Origin of the sequence: Almyronema sp., assembly GCF_052168255.1 — a bacterium.
In the GTDB taxonomy this organism is placed as follows: domain Bacteria; phylum Cyanobacteriota; class Cyanobacteriia; order Phormidesmidales; family Phormidesmidaceae; genus Sphaerothrix; species Sphaerothrix epifaneia.
Genome location: NZ_JBQLZL010000105.1, coordinates 16176 through 33132 on the forward strand (window position 1 = coordinate 16176; position 16957 = coordinate 33132).

The 16957-nt window shown below is 51.3% G+C and carries 15 protein-coding genes; 6 read left to right on the top strand and 9 right to left on the bottom strand.

Annotated features, from left to right (window positions below):
* Window positions 1-25 precede the first annotated feature (25 nt).
* A complete protein-coding gene (locus ACTS3T_RS22025) occupies window positions 26-2572 on the bottom strand; it encodes an HD family phosphohydrolase (RefSeq protein ID WP_462935747.1) in 2547 nt (848 codons plus the stop codon).
* Window positions 2573-2832: 260 nt separating this feature from the next.
* The gene (locus ACTS3T_RS22030) at window positions 2833-3756 is read right to left on the bottom strand and encodes a hypothetical protein (protein ID WP_462935748.1); all 924 of its coding nucleotides are present in this window, start codon (window positions 3754-3756) and stop codon (window positions 2833-2835) included.
* Between the two features lie 135 nt (window positions 3757-3891).
* Between ACTS3T_RS22030 and ACTS3T_RS22035 the strand changes: the two genes are divergently transcribed.
* The gene (locus ACTS3T_RS22035; RefSeq protein WP_462935749.1) at window positions 3892-4752 is read left to right on the top strand and encodes a peptidoglycan-binding domain-containing protein; all 861 of its coding nucleotides are present in this window, start codon (window positions 3892-3894) and stop codon (window positions 4750-4752) included.
* Between the two features lie 76 nt (window positions 4753-4828).
* Here ACTS3T_RS22035 and ACTS3T_RS22040 read toward each other — a convergent pair whose 3' ends face one another.
* Window positions 4829-5110, bottom strand: a complete 282-nt coding sequence (locus tag ACTS3T_RS22040) for a hypothetical protein (protein WP_462935750.1) — start codon at window positions 5108-5110, stop codon at window positions 4829-4831.
* A gap of 257 nt (window positions 5111-5367) precedes the next feature.
* Window positions 5368-6138: an imidazole glycerol phosphate synthase subunit HisF gene (hisF, locus tag ACTS3T_RS22045; protein WP_462935751.1), complete on the bottom strand. Its 771-nt coding sequence runs from the start codon at window positions 6136-6138 to the stop codon at window positions 5368-5370.
* A 165-nt stretch (window positions 6139-6303) separates the two neighbouring features.
* Between hisF and petP the strand changes: the two genes are divergently transcribed.
* The 5 genes from petP to psb35 all read left to right on the top strand — a co-directional run bounded on the left by petP (window position 6304) and on the right by psb35 (window position 11752).
* Entirely contained in the window at window positions 6304-6495 is a 192-nt protein-coding gene (gene petP / locus ACTS3T_RS22050) for a cytochrome b6f subunit PetP (protein ID WP_462935752.1), read from the top strand.
* Between the two features lie 8 nt (window positions 6496-6503).
* Window positions 6504-7598 (top strand): Get3/ArsA fold putative tail anchor-mediating ATPase NosAFP, encoded by a 1095-nt coding sequence (locus ACTS3T_RS22055; RefSeq protein ID WP_462935753.1) that lies wholly within the window; start codon window positions 6504-6506, stop codon window positions 7596-7598.
* 112 nt (window positions 7599-7710) lie between these two features.
* Window positions 7711-8733, top strand: a complete 1023-nt coding sequence (gene chlG / locus ACTS3T_RS22060; protein ID WP_462935754.1) for a chlorophyll synthase ChlG — start codon at window positions 7711-7713, stop codon at window positions 8731-8733.
* Between the two features lie 253 nt (window positions 8734-8986).
* Window positions 8987-11467 carry a PBP1A family penicillin-binding protein gene (locus tag ACTS3T_RS22065; RefSeq protein ID WP_462935755.1) on the top strand — a complete coding sequence of 827 codons (2481 nt, stop codon included), beginning with the start codon at window positions 8987-8989 and terminating at the stop codon, window positions 11465-11467.
* A 72-nt stretch (window positions 11468-11539) separates the two neighbouring features.
* Window positions 11540-11752, top strand: coding sequence for a photosystem II assembly protein Psb35 (psb35, locus tag ACTS3T_RS22070; RefSeq protein WP_462935756.1), 213 nt, complete (start codon window positions 11540-11542; stop codon window positions 11750-11752).
* Here the strand turns inward: psb35 and ACTS3T_RS22075 are convergent.
* The 5 genes from ACTS3T_RS22075 to ACTS3T_RS22095 all read right to left on the bottom strand — a co-directional run bounded on the left by ACTS3T_RS22075 (window position 11749) and on the right by ACTS3T_RS22095 (window position 16548).
* Window positions 11749-12171, bottom strand: coding sequence for a tellurite resistance TerB family protein (locus tag ACTS3T_RS22075; protein ID WP_462935757.1), 423 nt, complete (start codon window positions 12169-12171; stop codon window positions 11749-11751). The genes psb35 and ACTS3T_RS22075 overlap by 4 nt on opposite strands.
* A 187-nt stretch (window positions 12172-12358) precedes the next feature.
* Window positions 12359-13171, bottom strand: a complete 813-nt coding sequence (locus tag ACTS3T_RS22080) for an ABC transporter permease (protein ID WP_462935758.1) — start codon at window positions 13169-13171, stop codon at window positions 12359-12361.
* Between the two features lie 21 nt (window positions 13172-13192).
* The gene (locus ACTS3T_RS22085) at window positions 13193-14197 is read right to left on the bottom strand and encodes an ABC transporter permease (protein ID WP_462935759.1); all 1005 of its coding nucleotides are present in this window, start codon (window positions 14195-14197) and stop codon (window positions 13193-13195) included.
* A complete protein-coding gene (locus ACTS3T_RS22090) occupies window positions 14148-15296 on the bottom strand; it encodes an ABC transporter substrate-binding protein (protein WP_462935760.1) in 1149 nt (382 codons plus the stop codon). Before ACTS3T_RS22090 ends, ACTS3T_RS22085 begins: the two co-directional genes overlap by 50 nt.
* A 112-nt stretch (window positions 15297-15408) precedes the next feature.
* Complete coding sequence (locus ACTS3T_RS22095) at window positions 15409-16548, bottom strand: ABC transporter ATP-binding protein (RefSeq protein ID WP_462935761.1); 1140 nt, start codon at window positions 16546-16548, stop codon at window positions 15409-15411.
* Window positions 16549-16957 lie beyond the last annotated feature (409 nt).

Sequence of the window (16957 nt, forward strand, 5' to 3'; positions counted from 1 at the left end):
CTGTTCTAAAAGTTTGCAAATACACTTATTTGCTGGCTAGATTCAAAGCACCTTTAGGGTAGGCAATGCGTTTGTGATTGTATTGCTGCCACACCTGCACAAAAATGTCGGCGATAACGGCCATGTTTTCGCGACTAAGACAAGAATCTGCCAGTTGTCCGTCTCGCCAGCGGGCGCGTAAAATTTTGTTGACCATTGATAGGGCTTCTTCTGGAGTGGCTTCTTTCAGCGATCGCAAAGCCGCTTCACAAGAGTCAGCCAGCATGACAATACCCGTTTCGGGCGACTGCGGAATTGGCCCATCATAGCGAAAGTCAGCTTCATGAACCTGGATGGCAGCATCAGCTTGGGCCTGCTCTTTAGCCTGGTGATAAAAATAGCTAATTAGCATCGTGCCTTGATGCTCCGGAATAAATGCCTCGATGGCGCGGGGTAGGCGACACTTACGAGCCATCTCAATGCCCTTGGTGACGTGCTTTTTAATGATGTCTGCACTTCTCCAGGGGTCGTTAATTTCGTCGTGTTTGTTGAGGCCACCCATTTGATTTTCGATGAAACCCTCTGGGTCGTGCATTTTGCCAATGTCGTGGTAGAGCGTTCCGGCTCTCACTAATTCAACATTGCAACCCAAAGCGCGGGCGGCTGCTTCGGCTAGGGAAGCGACAAACAGCGTATGCTGAAAAGTGCCTGGTGCATTGGAGGCCAAGCGTTTCAGCAAGGGACGGTTGGGGTTTGCCAGTTCTGCCAAGCGAATGGGGGTGACTAAATCAAACAGATGCTCTAGATAAGGACTAAGGCCAATTGCCACAATGCTCCAGGCGACGCCGTAGAGGGCTTGCAAAGCCGAAGCGGACAAAATACTGATCCAAACGGCGCTAGATACGGGGCTAAGCATTAGCGTTAAAGCCAGGTAAACAACGCCTTGGGTTAGACCCACCACCCCTCCTAGCAGAGCTAACTCTTCGCGCGATCGCAGTCGGGCAGCGACTAATGCACCGACTAATGCACCCGCCGCACTGGCAGCCAGAGGGATACCCCCGACGCCAGCGCCAATGGGCAACATCGCTGCCAACAGTCCGATTACTGTGGCTCCCAACGCTGCGCCATAGAAGCTGCCCACCAACAATCCTACGGCTGGCAAACTCGTGGCCGGAAATCCCACTGCAATTAGTCCGGCTGAACCTAAAGACAGCAAAATAACGAGGCCGTAGTCTCGACGGCGCAGCCCCGGCGGATAAAACCGTTCCACCAGCAAAAAAACGGAGACGCCGCCGCTAACAAACACGCCAAAGCCAACTAGCCCTAACCAGTTGAAACGACGGCGACTAAATTGAAAATGATCGAGCAAAACGAAATCGGCTTGCGTAATTCGTTCCCCTTCGCGCACAATCACTTCATCCGTGCCGATGGCAACGGTTACTGGGTCAACGGCCTGAGCTGCTTGCTCAGCTTGTAGTCGGGTGCTTTCTGGATCTTCGATTAAATTGGGTTCTAAGGCGGCCATCAAGATCTGGGTGGCCATTGCTTCTGTACCTATCGGCAGGTTGCCCTGCAACTGCATTTGTACAGCCTTTTGGAGCAAGTTATCTGGTAGTCCTGGCGCGATGCCCTGACTGAGCATCCGTTGCCCGACCTGCAGAACGGTACGTTGCAGCGATCGCCACTCCGCATCCGAGAGATCTAAGCAACTGACGGTAAAGGGGAAATCGGGGTTTAGGGCAGCTTGACTTTTTAAGTCTGCAGCGACTTGCTGATAGTTGTCGCGCGCGCGCTTAAGGGTAAGTGCCAAAGCACTAACTTCTTGCGCAGTCGCCTGTTGCTGATAAGCTAGCAGCTCTCGTAAAGCCTGTTGCTGAATGGGCTGCAGGCGATCGCGCTGAATCTCTGCTAACGCCGACTGGGGGGCTGTTGTTGCACTCGAAGCTGAGCCAGCCGCATTCGACTGCTGCAGCAAACGCCAAAATAGCTGCCAATCTGCCTCTGCTGCTTGCCGAATATATTGTTGGGTTGCCGTTGAAAGCACATAGGTAGGCACAAAAGGAAAACTGCCTATTTGCCGTCGCAGATTGCTGCCCTCTGTTAAAAAGTCTTCCAGGGTTTTGTTAATTTCCTGGTTAACTTCTTCATTCAGCATGAAAATTGGCAAAGCCCCGTTGCGAGCCGCTCGCTGCTTTTCCTCGGTGGCTTGTTCGTCGATTACCGTGACTGCTCTGGGAGCAACAAAGGTCTGAGGTGATTGGGTATCTACCTGAAGTTCCGGCTGGTTATAAAATCGCTGACCAAAAGCTGCCGTGAGAGAAACAACGGCCAAGGCTAAGGCTAATTGAGGATTAATGCTTTGTTTCCGTTTGCAGCGTCGTCGGGCGGCAATGCGCTGAGCAGCCGTGCGCGAAACGATACCAGCGGTGGCTGCGGTTTCCGGTGCCGTCAGCAACTTCAAAACGTAGCCATAATTTTTGGCTGACTGGGGGGTTTGTCTAAAAAATCCCGAAAGCGATTGCTTAGGCGTTTTCCCAAGTGCTAACTGCCACTGTCGATCAACTTGATTTATCAGCTGTCGGAGCAATTTCATAACTCCACCAAGGCTATCGCTAGTTTAACGTTGCTCATTGCAACCCAACTTTAGTTGTGGCAGTCGTCTATTTCCTGTTAGTCTTACCAAGATTTACCTGAAATTCATCCCGCCTGACGATGGCAAGGCTGGATTGATCACATTTCCTGCTGAGAGCGTAAAGAAAAAACACCCAGCACTGATTCAGCCTAACTCTAGTTTAGTGGGTGTTTTTTGCCCCTGAGGTAGGAGATGCGCTGTCTTTTTCAGCATAGTTGAAGTTACAGCGTTGCGATCGCAGGCATTTGCCCCTCGCTGTTGATGCTGCTAGTGCTAATTCCACACCAGTAGGCAAAAAGGTTATCGGCAAATTGCTCCACTGAAGAGGCCGAATAACTTGCGCCCTGGCTAGCTGCCTGAGTTGATAGCTGAAAATCCCTTTGCCAGCAAAGAGGTATGCCGGATAACCCCAGTTTTCCACCCAGCCAAGCCCCCAATAGCGCTGTAGTTAAAGCAGGCTGAGCGATCGCCTTCAAGCTACGCTCAATCGCTAAGGAATAGTCATCCGGCATACTCAGTAAACCGTAGAGCGCCAACCAGAAGGGCTGTAGCTGAGGTCGACAAAATGACTGTAGCTGCCGCTGAAAAAGCGTCAACCCTTGAGGAGAATCATAGGCTTCTACCAGGCAATGCCAAGACGGCTCCCAGTCTTGCTGCCAGGTAGAAGCGGCTACAGGCAGAGCCATCATGTCTGGCGGGGAGAGATGAAAAAGGGGGTGCAGAGCCGCCGCTGAGCTAAGCTGTCCTTGCAAGGCCAAATCTAAAATAGCCGATACCAGCCAGCAGGTAATCAAGGTGTTTTCTGGTGGCGGCTGCTCAGCAGTCAGAGTAAGGTAATGAGATAGGTGCTGCGTTTTGGCTGCATCTTGATAGAAAAGCAAAAAGGTTGGCAGATAAAATAATGCCGTTGTGATGGGGCAACCGTTTAGCTCAGCGCCATTGCCAGCCCAGCCAGCCCAGTTATTGCCCTTAAAGTCGGCAACTCCAACGACGGCAAGATTTAGAAAAGGTTGACGCTTGGGTACGGCAGGTAACGAGCTAGAAGCCAGAGCGGCCACCGCACTGCGATCGCAGGCACTTCTCCAATCGGCGATCGCCCTTCCTAAAAGAACGCCGCGAAATTGGTTCAATAATGAAGATTTCATAGAGTATGCTTAGCTTCAGCAGTTGCTTCAGTATGGGCTGACAAACCCAGGTACAGCAAGGCCAAGCTCACAGGGCAAGTGGGCGCTCAGTCTGGCCTGCTTGTAATTGTGACAGTTTTAACAGTTGCTTGACTTATGACCTTAGCCAAACATCCGCTGATCAATAAACGCCAAACGCTATCTCGGCTCAGTCAGCTTTGCGCTCGGTGGTCACGGCTGGCTTATCTAAGTGCGATCGCTAGCGGGCTAGCCATTACCCCCGCCGTGGCTCAATCTCCTCCAACAGAAGCCGCCTCCCCTACTGAAAACATCTCGGCAACGCAGCAGCGTGGTGCCCGACCGACATTACGCCTCAATAGTGAAGGGGAACCTGTCATTGAGTTACAAGCGCTGCTAAAGCTGCTGGGTTATTACACGGGAGCCGTTAATGGCGTCTACGGCGAAGAAACCCAAACAGCCGTGGCGCAGTTTCAGCAGGCTGCTGAACTTTCAGTAGATGGCATTGTTGGGCCAGCCACTTGGAATCGTTTGCTGCCCAGCCCGCCAGACCTCGATAGTCCACCAGCAACCAGCGCTGCAGAAACGACTGACGAAACCGTAGAGGCTGCAACCCCCGCCACCGCTGAAGCTGCCACACCTGACCCAGCGACCTCGGCGACTCCGACTGAGGCTACCCCGGCTGCTACAACTGCCAACGCGGCACCTGAAACTACCGCAACTGCAGAGCCAGCCACCGCCGCCTCTCCCGCCGCTGCTAACCCGCCCAGAACCAATGCCTCTGCCCCGGTTGAGCTACCTGTTTTGCGCCAAGGAATGTATGGCCCAGCCGTAGCTAGGTTGCAGCAACGTCTACAAGCGCTGGGGTTTTACAGCGGTGCCATTGATGGTATCTTCGGGCCAGCAACAGAACGAGCCGTGCAACAAGCTCAACGTCAGTACCAGCTAACGGCTGACGGTATTGTTGGCTCCGCAACCTGGAGTGCGCTGTTGCGCTAGCTTAGGAAAGATTGAGAAATTTTGAAATTTTGAGCGGCAAGCGGCAAACCTTTGGCTAACGCGGGCTTCCTTTAACTTAGGGCAACGATTCCCACTCAGCTTCTACCAGCCAGGACGGAATGGCGCTGGAGTCGCTGACCTGAGAAATTTCTACATGATCAGAAGCATGAGCCGCTTGGGTAACAAACACCACATAGTTGCCCATCAAAAAATAGACCGCCATCATGGCTGCAGCCGTGGAGGCCACTAAAAACCCAGCTAGCATCAGGGAAAATTCTTGGCCTTCGATCGCCTTTTCCATCAGCTGCAATGCCCAGGCTACTAACCCAATTACAATAGCCAAAATTAGAAGCAGCATAAGAAGCTATAGCTAGATCAGCGTCCACTAGCGTCGTACATTAATTAACTTAACATATTTTAAGGAAGTGGGGGCTTAAATAGTTAAGAAGCTCTAAGAAAAATAACAACGCTAGCTTGAAGCTGTGCTGGCTGCGCCTGTTTGAGGCCAAAAGGGTGGTCACCGCTGTAGCTAAAGGCAGTAGGAAAGCTTTTCGGTCAGCGGCTTTCAGCCATTAGAGTGTTTTGACGCGGGTGGCTACAGCCGTTGCTTAAAAATTAGGGTAAGCGAGTAGGAATTTGATGCTGCGCTAAATAAGCTTTAATTTCGGCAACGGTGAGCTGTCCATAGTGTAATAAAGAAGCCAGTAGAGCGGCTTCGGCTTGGCCAACGGTGAGGGCTTCATAAATATGCTGACAAGTGCCCGCTCCGCCAGAAGCAATGACTGGAACATCGACACTGGCTGCGATCGCTTGCGTTAAGGTCAGGTCATAGCCTGCTTGGGTACCGTCTGCATCCATGCTGGTAACTAAAAGTTCGCCAGCCCCTCGCTGCACAACTTCCTCAGCCCATTTCAAGGCGTCTAAACCCGTATTTTCTCGACCCCCGCGCACGTACACATCCCACCCAGGCTGCTGGGGGTCGCTGCGACGACGGGCATCAATGGCGATGACAATGCACTGGGCACCAAAGCGATCGCTAGCGCGGTTGATCAGGGCTGGATCGCGAACGGCTGCTGAGTTCAAACTCACTTTATCGGCTCCAGCTCTTAACAATTTTTTAATTGTTTCTAAGTTTTGGATACCCCCTCCCACGGTTAGCGGAATAAAAACCTGCTCTGCCGTGCGGTAAACCACGTCAAAAATGATGTCTCGATCTTCATGAGTAGCCGTAATGTCAAGAAACACTAACTCGTCGGCTCCGGCTTGGTCATAAATTTGAGCCAGCTCAACCGGATCGCCTGCATCTTTCAGATTGACGAAATTAACGCCTTTAACGACGCGGCCTGCTTTGACATCCAGACAAGGCAAAATACGTTTTGCAAGCATAGGGTTTTTGTTTACCGGGTGGCCTAGTTCATCAGCTTCATTATTATGGAGGCTCATTGCCGCATCGATCTTGGGCTGAGTTAATTCTCCAATTAAGGACAAGACGCTGATAAACTGTGGAATGGTTTGAATAGTGTGATTCTGGCAAATCTGGCAAAGTTGGGTATGGAAATCGGACAACGCGTTAAAGTTTATCGGCTACGAGATCGAGTGTCTCCTAAGGTGGGTCAGCGCTTAGGACAGAGCGGTGTAATCGAGCAATACAAGATGGTGGATGGTAGCAATGTGGGGGTTGTGGTCAAATTTGACGACAACTTTAGTACTTGGTTTTTTGAAGATGAACTCAAACCAGTTTAGCGATCGCTATGGCCTTTATCCTGACATTTTTGGGCAAGGGCGGTACGGGGCGTAGCCTGACAGCCATTGCCGCCGCTAAGCGTTTGGCTCAGCAGGGCAAACGAGTTTTGCTTGCCATTCAAGATCCTAGCCCCGTTCCTGGCCAGCTTTTAGACTTTAATCTCAGCCCTGATCCGCAGCCTTTAGAAGCACATTTGGAGGTTGTTCAGTTTCAGTCAGCAGTGTTGCTGGAGCGTAGCTGGGGACAACTGAAAGAGCTAGAGGCTCAATATCTGCGGACGCCTTTTTTCAAGGCAGTTTATGGCGAAGAATTGGGGGTGCTGCCGGGGATGGACAGCGCTTTGGCACTCAATGCTCTACGGGAGTATGATGCCAGCGATCGCTATGAAGTGATTGTCTATGACGGTTTAGGTAGCATCGACCTGCTGCGAATGTGGGGCATGCCAGAGATCTTTAGCTGGTATATTCGTCGCTTTCGCCAGGTCTTTCAAGACTCTGATTTGGGTAAAACCCTAGCGCCCTTTGTTCAGCCAGTTGCAAGTGCGGTGCTGAATGTGGATTGGTCAGGCGGGCTAGTAGACCAGCAGACCAACCAGATGAACGATTTAATGAGCCAAGGGCGACGAGCCGTTAACGATCCGGAGCGAGTAGCTGCCTATTTGGTGACTACGGCTGATCCAGCGGCGATCGCGGCGGCTCGCTACCTGTGGGGCAGCGCTCAGCAAGTGGGTCTAACGGTGGGCGGCGTGATTGCTAGTGCAGCAGATTCAGCGGCAATTGATCAAAGCGTTTTCTCGCCTCTGGCCGTTAGTCCGGTTCCGGCGTGGCAGCGAGGTAACTGGCAACCGCTAATAGAGGCTTTGCCTGATTTCAACCAAGCTGCACAGATGCCGCGTCCGGTTGCCGTTGATGTCTCTAGCCGCCAGGTTCGCCTGTTTCTCCCCAGCTTTGACAAACGCCAGGTAAAGCTAACTCAGTATGGCCCAGAGGTAACAATCGAAGCTGGCGATCAGCGCCGTAACATTTTACTGCCCCCTGAGCTGCAGGGACAGCCTGTAGTCGGAGCCAAGTTTCAGGCTCCCTATTTGGTCATTTCTTTTTAGAGACGTCCGCCAGAACGCTCAAGTCGTGTCAACATAGGCATAAGTTAGCGGCCTTGCTAGCGGATGCTTTCAAGGCCGCATGCGTCGTTTGCTGAGATTTTGAGACAGCACTATGTCTGAGAAGGGATCTGAATTGTCAGCGGAGACTGGGGTTTCTGCGACTGCGCCAGCCGCCCCTAACGCGGTCAAAGGGAGCAAAACGCGCCAATTGTTAGGCATGAAGGGCGCTGAATCGGGGGAGACGTCGATCTGGAAGATTCGCCTGCAGTTGATGAAGCCCATCACCTGGATTCCGCTCATTTGGGGAGTCGTCTGTGGGGCAGCTTCTTCCGGGCATTACCGTTGGAGCTTTGAGCATGTACTGATTGCGGCGGCTTGCATGTTGTTATCAGGCCCCTTGTTAACAGGCTATACTCAGACGCTCAATGACTTTTACGATCGCGAAATTGACGCCATTAACGAGCCGTATCGGCCAATTCCTTCAGGATCCATTTCTATCCCTCAAGTGGTGAGCCAAATTTGGCTGCTGCTAATTGCCGGAATAGCGATCGCCTATGGCTTAGATCGCTGGGCTGGACACGCGTTTCCGACTATTACAGTCCTTTCGCTGGGCGGCTCTTTTCTCTCTTATATTTACTCGGCTCCACCGCTGAAGCTGAAGCAAAATGGCTGGTTGGGAAATTACGCTTTAGGCGCTAGCTATATTGCGCTGCCTTGGTGGGCTGGACATGCCCTGTTTGGTGATTTGAATGCCACCATTGTCGTGCTGACGCTGATCTACAGCATGGCTGGGCTGGGTATTGCGGTTGTCAACGACTTTAAAAGCGTCGAGGGCGATCGCCAGCTAGGGCTAAAGTCTTTACCTGTGATGTTTGGTATCACAACGGCAGCCTGGATTTGCGTTTTAATGATCGATATTTTTCAGGGTGGTATTGCAGCTTATTTAATGGGCATTCAGCAAAACCGCTATGCTGTTTTACTCATTTTGCTCATTATTCCGCAAATCACTTTTCAGGATATGTATTTCCTGCGTAATCCGCTCGAAAACGATGTCAAGTACCAGGCCAGCGCCCAGCCTTTTCTGGTTCTAGGCATGTTAGTTGCGGCGCTAGCCTTAGGTCATGCTGGGGTTTAACTGGCTCCAAGCGATCGCCGTTGGCTTCGGTAAAAACGTTTGCCAGACTGAGTCAACTCAACTTAACTAAGCAATTCCGGCTCAAGAGATTGGAAAAAACCTAGATTCTTGATAAATTACGAAGAACTGTTTCGCTTTGCTTCGCTAATTCAGGGTACGCTTAACCTGCTACATTTTGCCAAATCCAGGCTGATGCAGCTTTTGGTTCAGCGTTTTCATTTGGTTTAGCTTTCGTGGTGAACGAGGGAAAGAAGTGACCAATTTTATCACTAGGCTGCGGGAGCTGTCTCAGCTTGGCAGCTCATCGCCAGAGATTTCACCCAAGTCTCCCCGGCGAAGCCAAACTCAGGTTTCTCATGCAGAAGCCACTCTGGATATACCCCAGAAAAGACGGCAAAAGCTGGCAGGGCAACGCCCTCCTCGCCCTTATCGTCGCCCGCTGTATTTTCGCCCGCTGTTTTGGCTGGTCTTAGTGGGGGGAGCAGCTGTCGCCGGTGGAGCCGCCAAGGGATACCGAATTTGGCAAGCGACAGAGGCGTCGTTACCAGTTGTTTCTGAAGTGCTGACCTACGAGCGCACAGGTACTGTGACGCTTGTGGCCTCAGACGGCACTATTTTGCAGAAACTAGGGCCAGCAACTCGTGAAGGGCTGAGCTACGAAGAGATTCCTGAAGATTTAGTACAGGCATTTATTGCCGCGGAAGATCGCCGCTTCTATGAACACGAAGGCGTAGACTACCAGGCGATCGCGCGGGCGGCGTTGGCAAACTTCCGGCAGCGTCAAGTTGTAGAAGGGGCTAGCACCATCACCCAGCAACTGGCGCGCATTGTGTTTTTGACCCAAGAACGCAGCTTTCAGCGCAAACTCAAAGAAGTTTTACTGGCGCGCAAAATTGACCAAGAGCTGTCTAAAGACAAAATTTTAGAGCGCTATCTCAACCTGGTTTATTTGGGAGCAGGCGCTTATGGGGTAGCTGATGCTGCCTGGATTTACTTTGGCAAATCGGTTGATCAGCTGACGCTGGCAGAATCGGCTTTGATTGCAGGTATGGCTCCTGCACCCAGCGTTTATTCACCCCTGAATGATTTGGAAGCTGCTCGCCAGCAGCGCGACTTGGTCATCAGTCGTATGTTGGCCAATGGCATCATCACAGCCAGCGAAGCTCAAGCTGCCCAGGCTCAAGAAATTGCCACGACCCCTAAAGAGCCTAAATATCTTTACAGTGAGTTTCCCTATTTCACGATTTATGTGCAAAAGCAACTCACTGAGCTACTACCGCCTGAAGTCCTAGAAGCAGGTGGCTTGACGGTTGAAACAACCCTCAACATCAAACGCCAAAAAGCGGCAGAAGAAACCGTCCGCAACACGATTGAAAATATTGGCTGGCGTCAGAGATTTGAGCAGGCGGCCATTGTCGCAATTGATCCGCGCAATGGTGAAATTCAGGCCATGGTGGGTGGCAATGACTTTAACGAAAGCCAGTTTAACCGCGTAACGCAGGCTCAGCGCCAACCCGGCTCGACCTTCAAAGCTTTTGTTTATACCACTGCGATCGCGGCTGGGTTTTCTCCCTACAAAAGCTATGCTGACGCCAAGTACGTCGTGGATGGCTACGAACCGAAAAACTACGGGGGCAAGTACAGCGGCACCGTCACCCTGCGGCAGGCGTTGATGTCGTCTATCAACATTGTGGCGGTCAAAACCCTGGTCGATGTCGGCTTTGATCCGGTGATCAAAATGGCTAGCCGAATGGGGATCAAATCAGAGCTACAGCCTACTTATTCTCTGGCGCTGGGGGCTTCTGAAGTCAATTTGCTAGAGCTAACCAATGCCTACGGCACGCTAGCAGCCGAAGGTAAGCATGCAGAAGCCCATGGTATTCGGCGGGTGTTGAACCGTCAGGGCGAAGTCATTTACGAAATGAAGGTGGAGCCTGAGCAGGCTGTTGATCCCAACACCGCCGCCATTATGACCTGGATGCTGCGCGGCGTTGTCCAGGGAGGAACAGGTAGTAATGCCAACATTGGTCGTCCGGTTGCAGGTAAAACGGGCACCTCTGAGCGCAACCGCGATCTTTGGTTTGTCGGCTACATGCCTCAGCTAGTAGTGGGCGTTTGGCTAGGCAACGATGACAGTTCGCCTACCTGGGGCGCTAGCAGCACGGCTGCTTATGCTTGGCGGCAGTTCGTCAATAGTTTTATTGATGATATTCCGGTTGCAGATTTTCCTGAACTGCCGGAATTATCCGGGCGTAAAGGCAGTATTAAAGCGGAACCTGTCAAGCCTGGAAAAGTTACCAGCGCTAAAGCGCCTGCCGAGCGGGAGAGTTCGTCCGAAAGATCGCGATCGCGATCGTATGAACCAGAACCGGAATCGGAAACTTCAGGGCGCGATCGCTCTGAAAGCAATTCAGATGCTGGGGCGAGTGATGAAGGCAGTCCGTCACGATCGTCTCGTCGCTCGGGCACGGGTGAAGCAGGTACGCCTACTAATACTGCTCCGGCTGCCCCGCAAGAACCAACGGCACCCGCCGCCGAATCAGCCCCAACTCGACCGACTCCTGCTGCAGACAGCTCACCCCCAGCTACCTCACCCGCGGTTCCTGAGCCAGCTCCTGTTTCAGCGCCGCCACCCGCACCCGCGCCCCCTCCCCCGGCTCCGGCTCCACCACCCGCGCCAGCCCCCATGCCTGCTAACGAAAACGCTGCTCCAGCTGATACCTCAGCAGAGTAGATTGGTAGTTATCTTTCAGCCCGCACGACAGTTGATTGCGGCGCAAAGATAGATCTCAATTGAGGAATAGAGATGAATTTGTTTGTTTTGGCGGTTGCAGAAGGCGCAGGGGGGTTTCCCTTAACCTTTACGCTGGTTTATGTGGTTGGTTTCGTGGCTGCGGTTTCTATTGGCTCTATTGCCTGGTACAACTCCAAGCGTCCGGCCGGATGGGAAGGTAAAGATCGGCCTGATTTTATCCCTAAAGTCAAAGAAGATGCGTCTGACGACGGCAGCTCTAATTAATGAGATTTACCAATTAAATCTTGGTAGAGCTGACGAATCATCCCGAGGATTGCTTTTGAAAGCGGCTCGGGATGGGGATGGCTATCGGCGATTTGCTGAATTCGATTAAGGAGTTTGGCTTCTTCTAGCGCCACTTCGCCGTCACTATAAACGAGAGCGCTGATGGCTTCGACCAGCTTTTGACAGTTTTCAACCGTAGGGCGATCGCCTAAATATTGTTGTACCCAGCTATAGCACTGCTCAGGCGTTACGCTTACTAGCCCGCCCAAGAGGGGTTTAATATCGGCATCTTCTGCTAGCCCTTGTTCTGTTGCGATGCGGTTGAGATGGTGTCTTTCTTCAGGCTGGATTTTGCCGTCGATCCAGGCTGCACCAATTAAAATCTTGAGCAGCGTTTTTGCATTTGTTTGGGTAATCATTCAACTTCCTGAGTGAGTATCGTTGACTTTGTCCTCAACGCTGGGCGTAACTTATGAGCCTCCCCAAGCTTGAGAGCTTACAAGTCAGTTGTCAGGATGTTGATTCACTCTCGTTTGGGGTCTGTTATGCTTGCAGCATAGCTGATCTCCGGCTTCTACTGACGGGATGGTCGTAATCTTTTAAACTTTACCGAGGTGAGTCGCTGCCTTTGTAGCGCAAGTATTCTGCTAGAGCAGCTAGCAAACCAGAACTGAGAATCAAAAGAACGCTGAGCGCATTCATATCTGGCTTTACGCCTGTGCGAATGCGGCTAAAAATTTCAATCGGTAGCGGATTAGCCCCGCTCCCAGCGGTAAAGCTAGAGATTAGCAAGTCGTCAATACTTAAAACAAACGCCAAAAGGCAGCCGGAAACAATTGCAGGCATAAGTTCCGGTAGCAAAATTTTGACTAGCGCCTGCGTCGGCGTAGCCCCTAAATCTAAAGCCGCTTCTTCTAAGTTAGGATCTAAGCCGCTAAGACGGCTGGAGACAACCACCGCAATATAAGCTAAGCAAAACACCATGTGGGCGGCAATGATCGTCCACAGGCTGAGGGGAACGGCAATAGACGCCAAAAAAACCAGGGTTGCTACGGCAATGGCAATATCTGGAATAATCAGTGGCAAATAGGAAATGCCGCGATAAAGGGCTTTGCCTGGAAAAGAATATTTGGCTAAGCCAATGGCCATGAGCGTGCCCAAAACGGCGGAAATGCTGACAGCGACAACAGCAATGATCAGGGTATCTTGCAGGGATTGAAAGATGCGATCGTCTTGAAAAAGCTGGCGGTACCAGCGCCAGCTAAAGCCTTGCCAGACGGAGGTATAGCGGTTGGAATCATTGAAGCTGTAGATAGCTAACACCAGAATTGGCCCGTACATAAAGCCGTACATCAGCACAGACAGCAGCCCTTGCCAAGAAAATCGTGGAAAGCTTAGCTTTGATTGCATCGGTGTCATGGGGTTAGATCTTAACCATGCCTAAGTTTCAGAGACAGAAGCGCGATCGCCGTAGCGAATGAGCAGCGCGATCGCTAAACTAACCGCCAAAATTAGAACCATACTCAAGGCGGATCCCAGTCCCCAATTGCGGGTAATACCGAGAAACTGGTTATAGATAAGCCGTGAAATGGTCATACTGGAGGCTCCTCCTAAAAGGGTCGGAACGACGAAATCCCCCATACTGGTGATAAAGACTAGGAGACAGCCTGCTGCAATGCCGGGTAACGTTTGGGGCACGGTTACTTTCCAAAAGGCTTGCTGGGGGGTCGCGCCTAGGTCAGCCGCCGCTTCTAATAAACTGGTTTCTAGCTTTTCGAGGGTGGCATAAAGAATCAAGACCATATAGGGCAAAAAGCTATAGGTCAGGCCAATAAAGACAGCCACCGAAGTGTATAGCCAGTTTTGGGTAGGCAAGGTTAACCAGGGGGCAAGGGGCTGTAAGAGAGCTTGCAAACTGCCAATCAGGTAATTGAGTAACCCCGTTGGGCGCAAAATGCTAATCCAGGCGTAAGCTCGCAGCAGAGAAGATGTCCATAGCGGCAAGACAAAGCCAACCACCAGCAAATTACGCCAGCGTCGTGGAGCCATTAGGGCGATCCAATAGGCTACCGGAAATCCCAATAGCAAACAGGCGAGGGTAGCCCCCGTAGCATAAAACAGCGATCGCCCCATAACTTGCAGGTAAACGGGGTTGAAAGCAGCATAAAGAGGGTTGAAAATTTGAAAATAGTTGCCTAGACCGTAGCCTGCCGTTGGTTCACCAGGCCGCAAACCTGGCACTAAGCTAATTTCTAAAATTAAAGCTGTTGGCAGCACCAAAAACAGCAGGAGCCATAAACCTGCTGGGCCAAGTAAAACCACGGGTCTAACAATGCGCTTGAGGCTGTCTTGCCACTGTAGCGATCGCTGAGATATCAACTTAGTTTGGGTGAGTTTAGGCACTGGTGAGTTGCGTCCAATAGCGATCGTAGAGGTTGCTGGCATCGCCCACAGGCGCAATTCCTTCACAACGGTTCAGCAGGTCTTCAGGCGGAAAGAGATCCTGGTTGCTGGTGAGTTCTTCAGGCAACTGCTTTAAGGCTTCTGCGTTGGGGGTGGCGAAATAGAGACTTTCTACAGCTTGTTTAGCTACTTCTGGCTGTAGCATGAAGTTGATCCAGGTATAGGCTGCGTCTACGTTGGGGGCAGATGTTGGAATTACCATTGTGTCAGTCCAAACCGACGAACCGCTCTCTGGCACAATATATTCCAAACGATCGTCTTCTAAGGTAGCGGCGATCGCATCGACGGAATAGCTCATAACCAAGTCTAAGTCGCCTCCTAGCAAAGCATCTTCAAAGCCAAAAGACATAAAAGAGGCGATCGCTGGCTTTAGCTCAACCAGTTTTTGGTAGGCTTCTTCTAGCTTTTCTGGTTCAGTAGAGTTGTAAGAATAGCCCAACGACTTGAGGACAGCTCCCATCGTCTCGCGGACATCATCTAACAACGTCATCCGCCGAGCCAAGGCGTTTTGGTTTTCCCAAAGATAATCCCAGTCTTCAGGTACGGTGGTTAAAACCTCTTTGTTGTAAAGCAAACCCGTTGTTCCCCAGCTAATAGGGACACTGCGCTGATTTCCGGAATCGTAGACTGGATCTTGCCATTTGTCTAAAAGGTTGTCCATGCCTTTAATCCGGTCGAGGTCGAGTTCTGCCAACATGCCCAACTCCACCATCTGTTGCACCATGTAGTCAGAGGGGTAAAGAATGCTGTAGTTTTCTCCCCCGCCCGCCTGCATTTTAGCCAGCATCGTTTCGTTGGAATCATAGATATCGATCACGACATCAATGCCCGTTTGTTCGGTAAAAAGCTGCGCTAGCTCGTCGTTGGTGTAGTCAGCCCAGGTGTAGACATAGAGGGTTCCGGGAGCCGCCGCCGTCGCTTCACTGTTAGCGCTGTCGGTTTCGGATTGGACGTTTGAGAGCCTTTGGCTACAGTTAGAGAGCGCTACACCGCCTAAAGCGGCTGCAGACCCTTGCAAAAAACGGCGTCGAGTGGTGCTGAAACGACGGGACGAGCTGGAAAAAAGTCTTTTACGAGGCACGGTGGTTCACTCCCTATCAGTTAACAGATCAGATCGACAATTACAGCTTTCCAAGCTTTCAAAACTAGATGGAATCAAGGTTTCAGGCACTACAAGCAATTCATTTCTTATTTTAGGCGGCTAGAGCCAGACAGTCGTGTGCCGCCCAGTGGGCATAGATGGGGGTATGAGCATCGGGTAACTTTTCGAAGCGATCGCGATTAGGTAAGAGAACCGTCAAGGCATCGCCTGTAGTCAACTGCACTAAACAGTGAATATGAGTGCCCAAATACATCACATGCTGTAAACGTCCTTCTACGCAATTTTGATCGGTAACTTGCGAAGCTTCAGTAGCGAGATGAATCTTTTCGGGACGAATACTGACCACCACTGACTGCGTGTTTGCCAGACTGGGCGTTTTCTCTGAAGGCTGTACCCGGATCTTTAAACCTCTAGGGGTGGCAACCTGCAGCAAAGTTGGCGATCGCTTTTCTAGGCGACCCTCGATCAGGTTAGTATCTCCGATAAAATCAGCAACAAAGGGAGTTTGAGGATACTCGTAAATATCGTTGGGCGTGCCAATTTGCTCAATCTGCCCTTCTCGCATCACCGCAATTCGATCGGAGAGGGATAAAGCCTCTTCTTGGTCGTGCGTTACCATCACAAACGTGATGCCCAAGTCCCGATGAAGCGTCGATAGCTCAATCTGCATTTGCTTGCGTAGCTTTAGATCCAAAGCCCCCAGCGGTTCATCTAAGAGCATCACGGCAGGGCGATTGACCAAAGCTCTTGCGAGTGCCACCCGCTGTTGTTGTCCGCCTGAAAGCTGTTTGGGATAGCGTTTAGCAAAGGCTTCCATCTTGACTAGCCGCAGCGCTTCGGCGACGCGTGCTTGCAACTGCTGACGGCTACAGCCCTTGATTTTTAAGCCAAAGGCAATGTTGTCCCAAACCGTCATGTGGTTAAACAGCGCGTAGCTTTGAAAAACGGTATTAACGGGGCGTCTATAGGCAGGCGTTTGTTTAACATTCTGGCCTTGAATCAGCACGTCTCCGGCTGAAGGCACTTCAAACCCTGAAACTAAGCGTAGTGTGGTCGTTTTGCCACAGCCAGACGGGCCCAGAATACTGAAAAATTCACCCTGGCGAATAGAGAGGTCTACTCCCCGGACGGCAACTTCACCGTCAAAAACCTTAAAAACTTGCCTCAACTCTACGTCTGAGGCCGATTTTTCTTGAATTGGCTTAGAAGCCGATGATACGGTTTGGGACATCCGCTAATCCCCACTCCAGAGTCTAACGAGCAGTACGGTTGAGCTAGACAATAAATCCATGGCTAAAGACGAGAAAAGACTTTGCACTATTTTATCGGCCTAGGCTTCGATTCAGAAACTGATATATCTTCTAAAGCCTGCCCTAGAAAGCCCTGAGTTTCTCAAAATGGCTGCTCGACCGCAAGCGATCGCCCTAAAAATTGCACTAAAAAGAGACAAAGGCATTACCACAGACTGATAGATTGGCGGAGCTTCAGCAAACTCTATTTTCTTTTAAGCGGTGAACGCCAGCTCGAATGTATCGACTGTAACAAGTTAAGCCGCCGATTAAAATTGAGTCGGGCGATCGCATTGGGCAGCAAAGGCCATTTTGTCATCGCTCAACGGCGACAGGCGAACGCTAAACTAA

Bases quoted from the DNA above. Each gene is read 5' to 3' on its own strand.
- chlG (WP_462935754.1), top strand. From the start codon at position 7,711: ATGTCTGAGAAGGGATCTGAATTGTCAGCGGAGACTGGGGTTTCTGCG.
- ACTS3T_RS22075 (WP_462935757.1), bottom strand. From the start codon at position 12,171: ATGATTACCCAAACAAATGCAAAAACGCTGCTCAAGATTTTAATTGGT.
- ACTS3T_RS22085 (WP_462935759.1), bottom strand. From the start codon at position 14,197: ATGCCAGCAACCTCTACGATCGCTATTGGACGCAACTCACCAGTGCCT.
- ACTS3T_RS22040 (WP_462935750.1), bottom strand. From the start codon at position 5,110: ATGCTGCTTCTAATTTTGGCTATTGTAATTGGGTTAGTAGCCTGGGCA.
- ACTS3T_RS22030 (WP_462935748.1), bottom strand. From the start codon at position 3,756: ATGAAATCTTCATTATTGAACCAATTTCGCGGCGTTCTTTTAGGAAGG.
- ACTS3T_RS22025 (WP_462935747.1), bottom strand. From the start codon at position 2,572: ATGAAATTGCTCCGACAGCTGATAAATCAAGTTGATCGACAGTGGCAG.
- petP (WP_462935752.1), top strand. From the start codon at position 6,304: ATGGAAATCGGACAACGCGTTAAAGTTTATCGGCTACGAGATCGAGTG.
- hisF (WP_462935751.1), bottom strand. From the start codon at position 6,138: ATGCTTGCAAAACGTATTTTGCCTTGTCTGGATGTCAAAGCAGGCCGC.
- ACTS3T_RS22035 (WP_462935749.1), top strand. From the start codon at position 3,892: ATGACCTTAGCCAAACATCCGCTGATCAATAAACGCCAAACGCTATCT.
- psb35 (WP_462935756.1), top strand. From the start codon at position 11,540: ATGAATTTGTTTGTTTTGGCGGTTGCAGAAGGCGCAGGGGGGTTTCCC.
- ACTS3T_RS22080 (WP_462935758.1), bottom strand. From the start codon at position 13,171: ATGACACCGATGCAATCAAAGCTAAGCTTTCCACGATTTTCTTGGCAA.
- ACTS3T_RS22055 (WP_462935753.1), top strand. From the start codon at position 6,504: ATGGCCTTTATCCTGACATTTTTGGGCAAGGGCGGTACGGGGCGTAGC.
- ACTS3T_RS22095 (WP_462935761.1), bottom strand. From the start codon at position 16,548: ATGTCCCAAACCGTATCATCGGCTTCTAAGCCAATTCAAGAAAAATCG.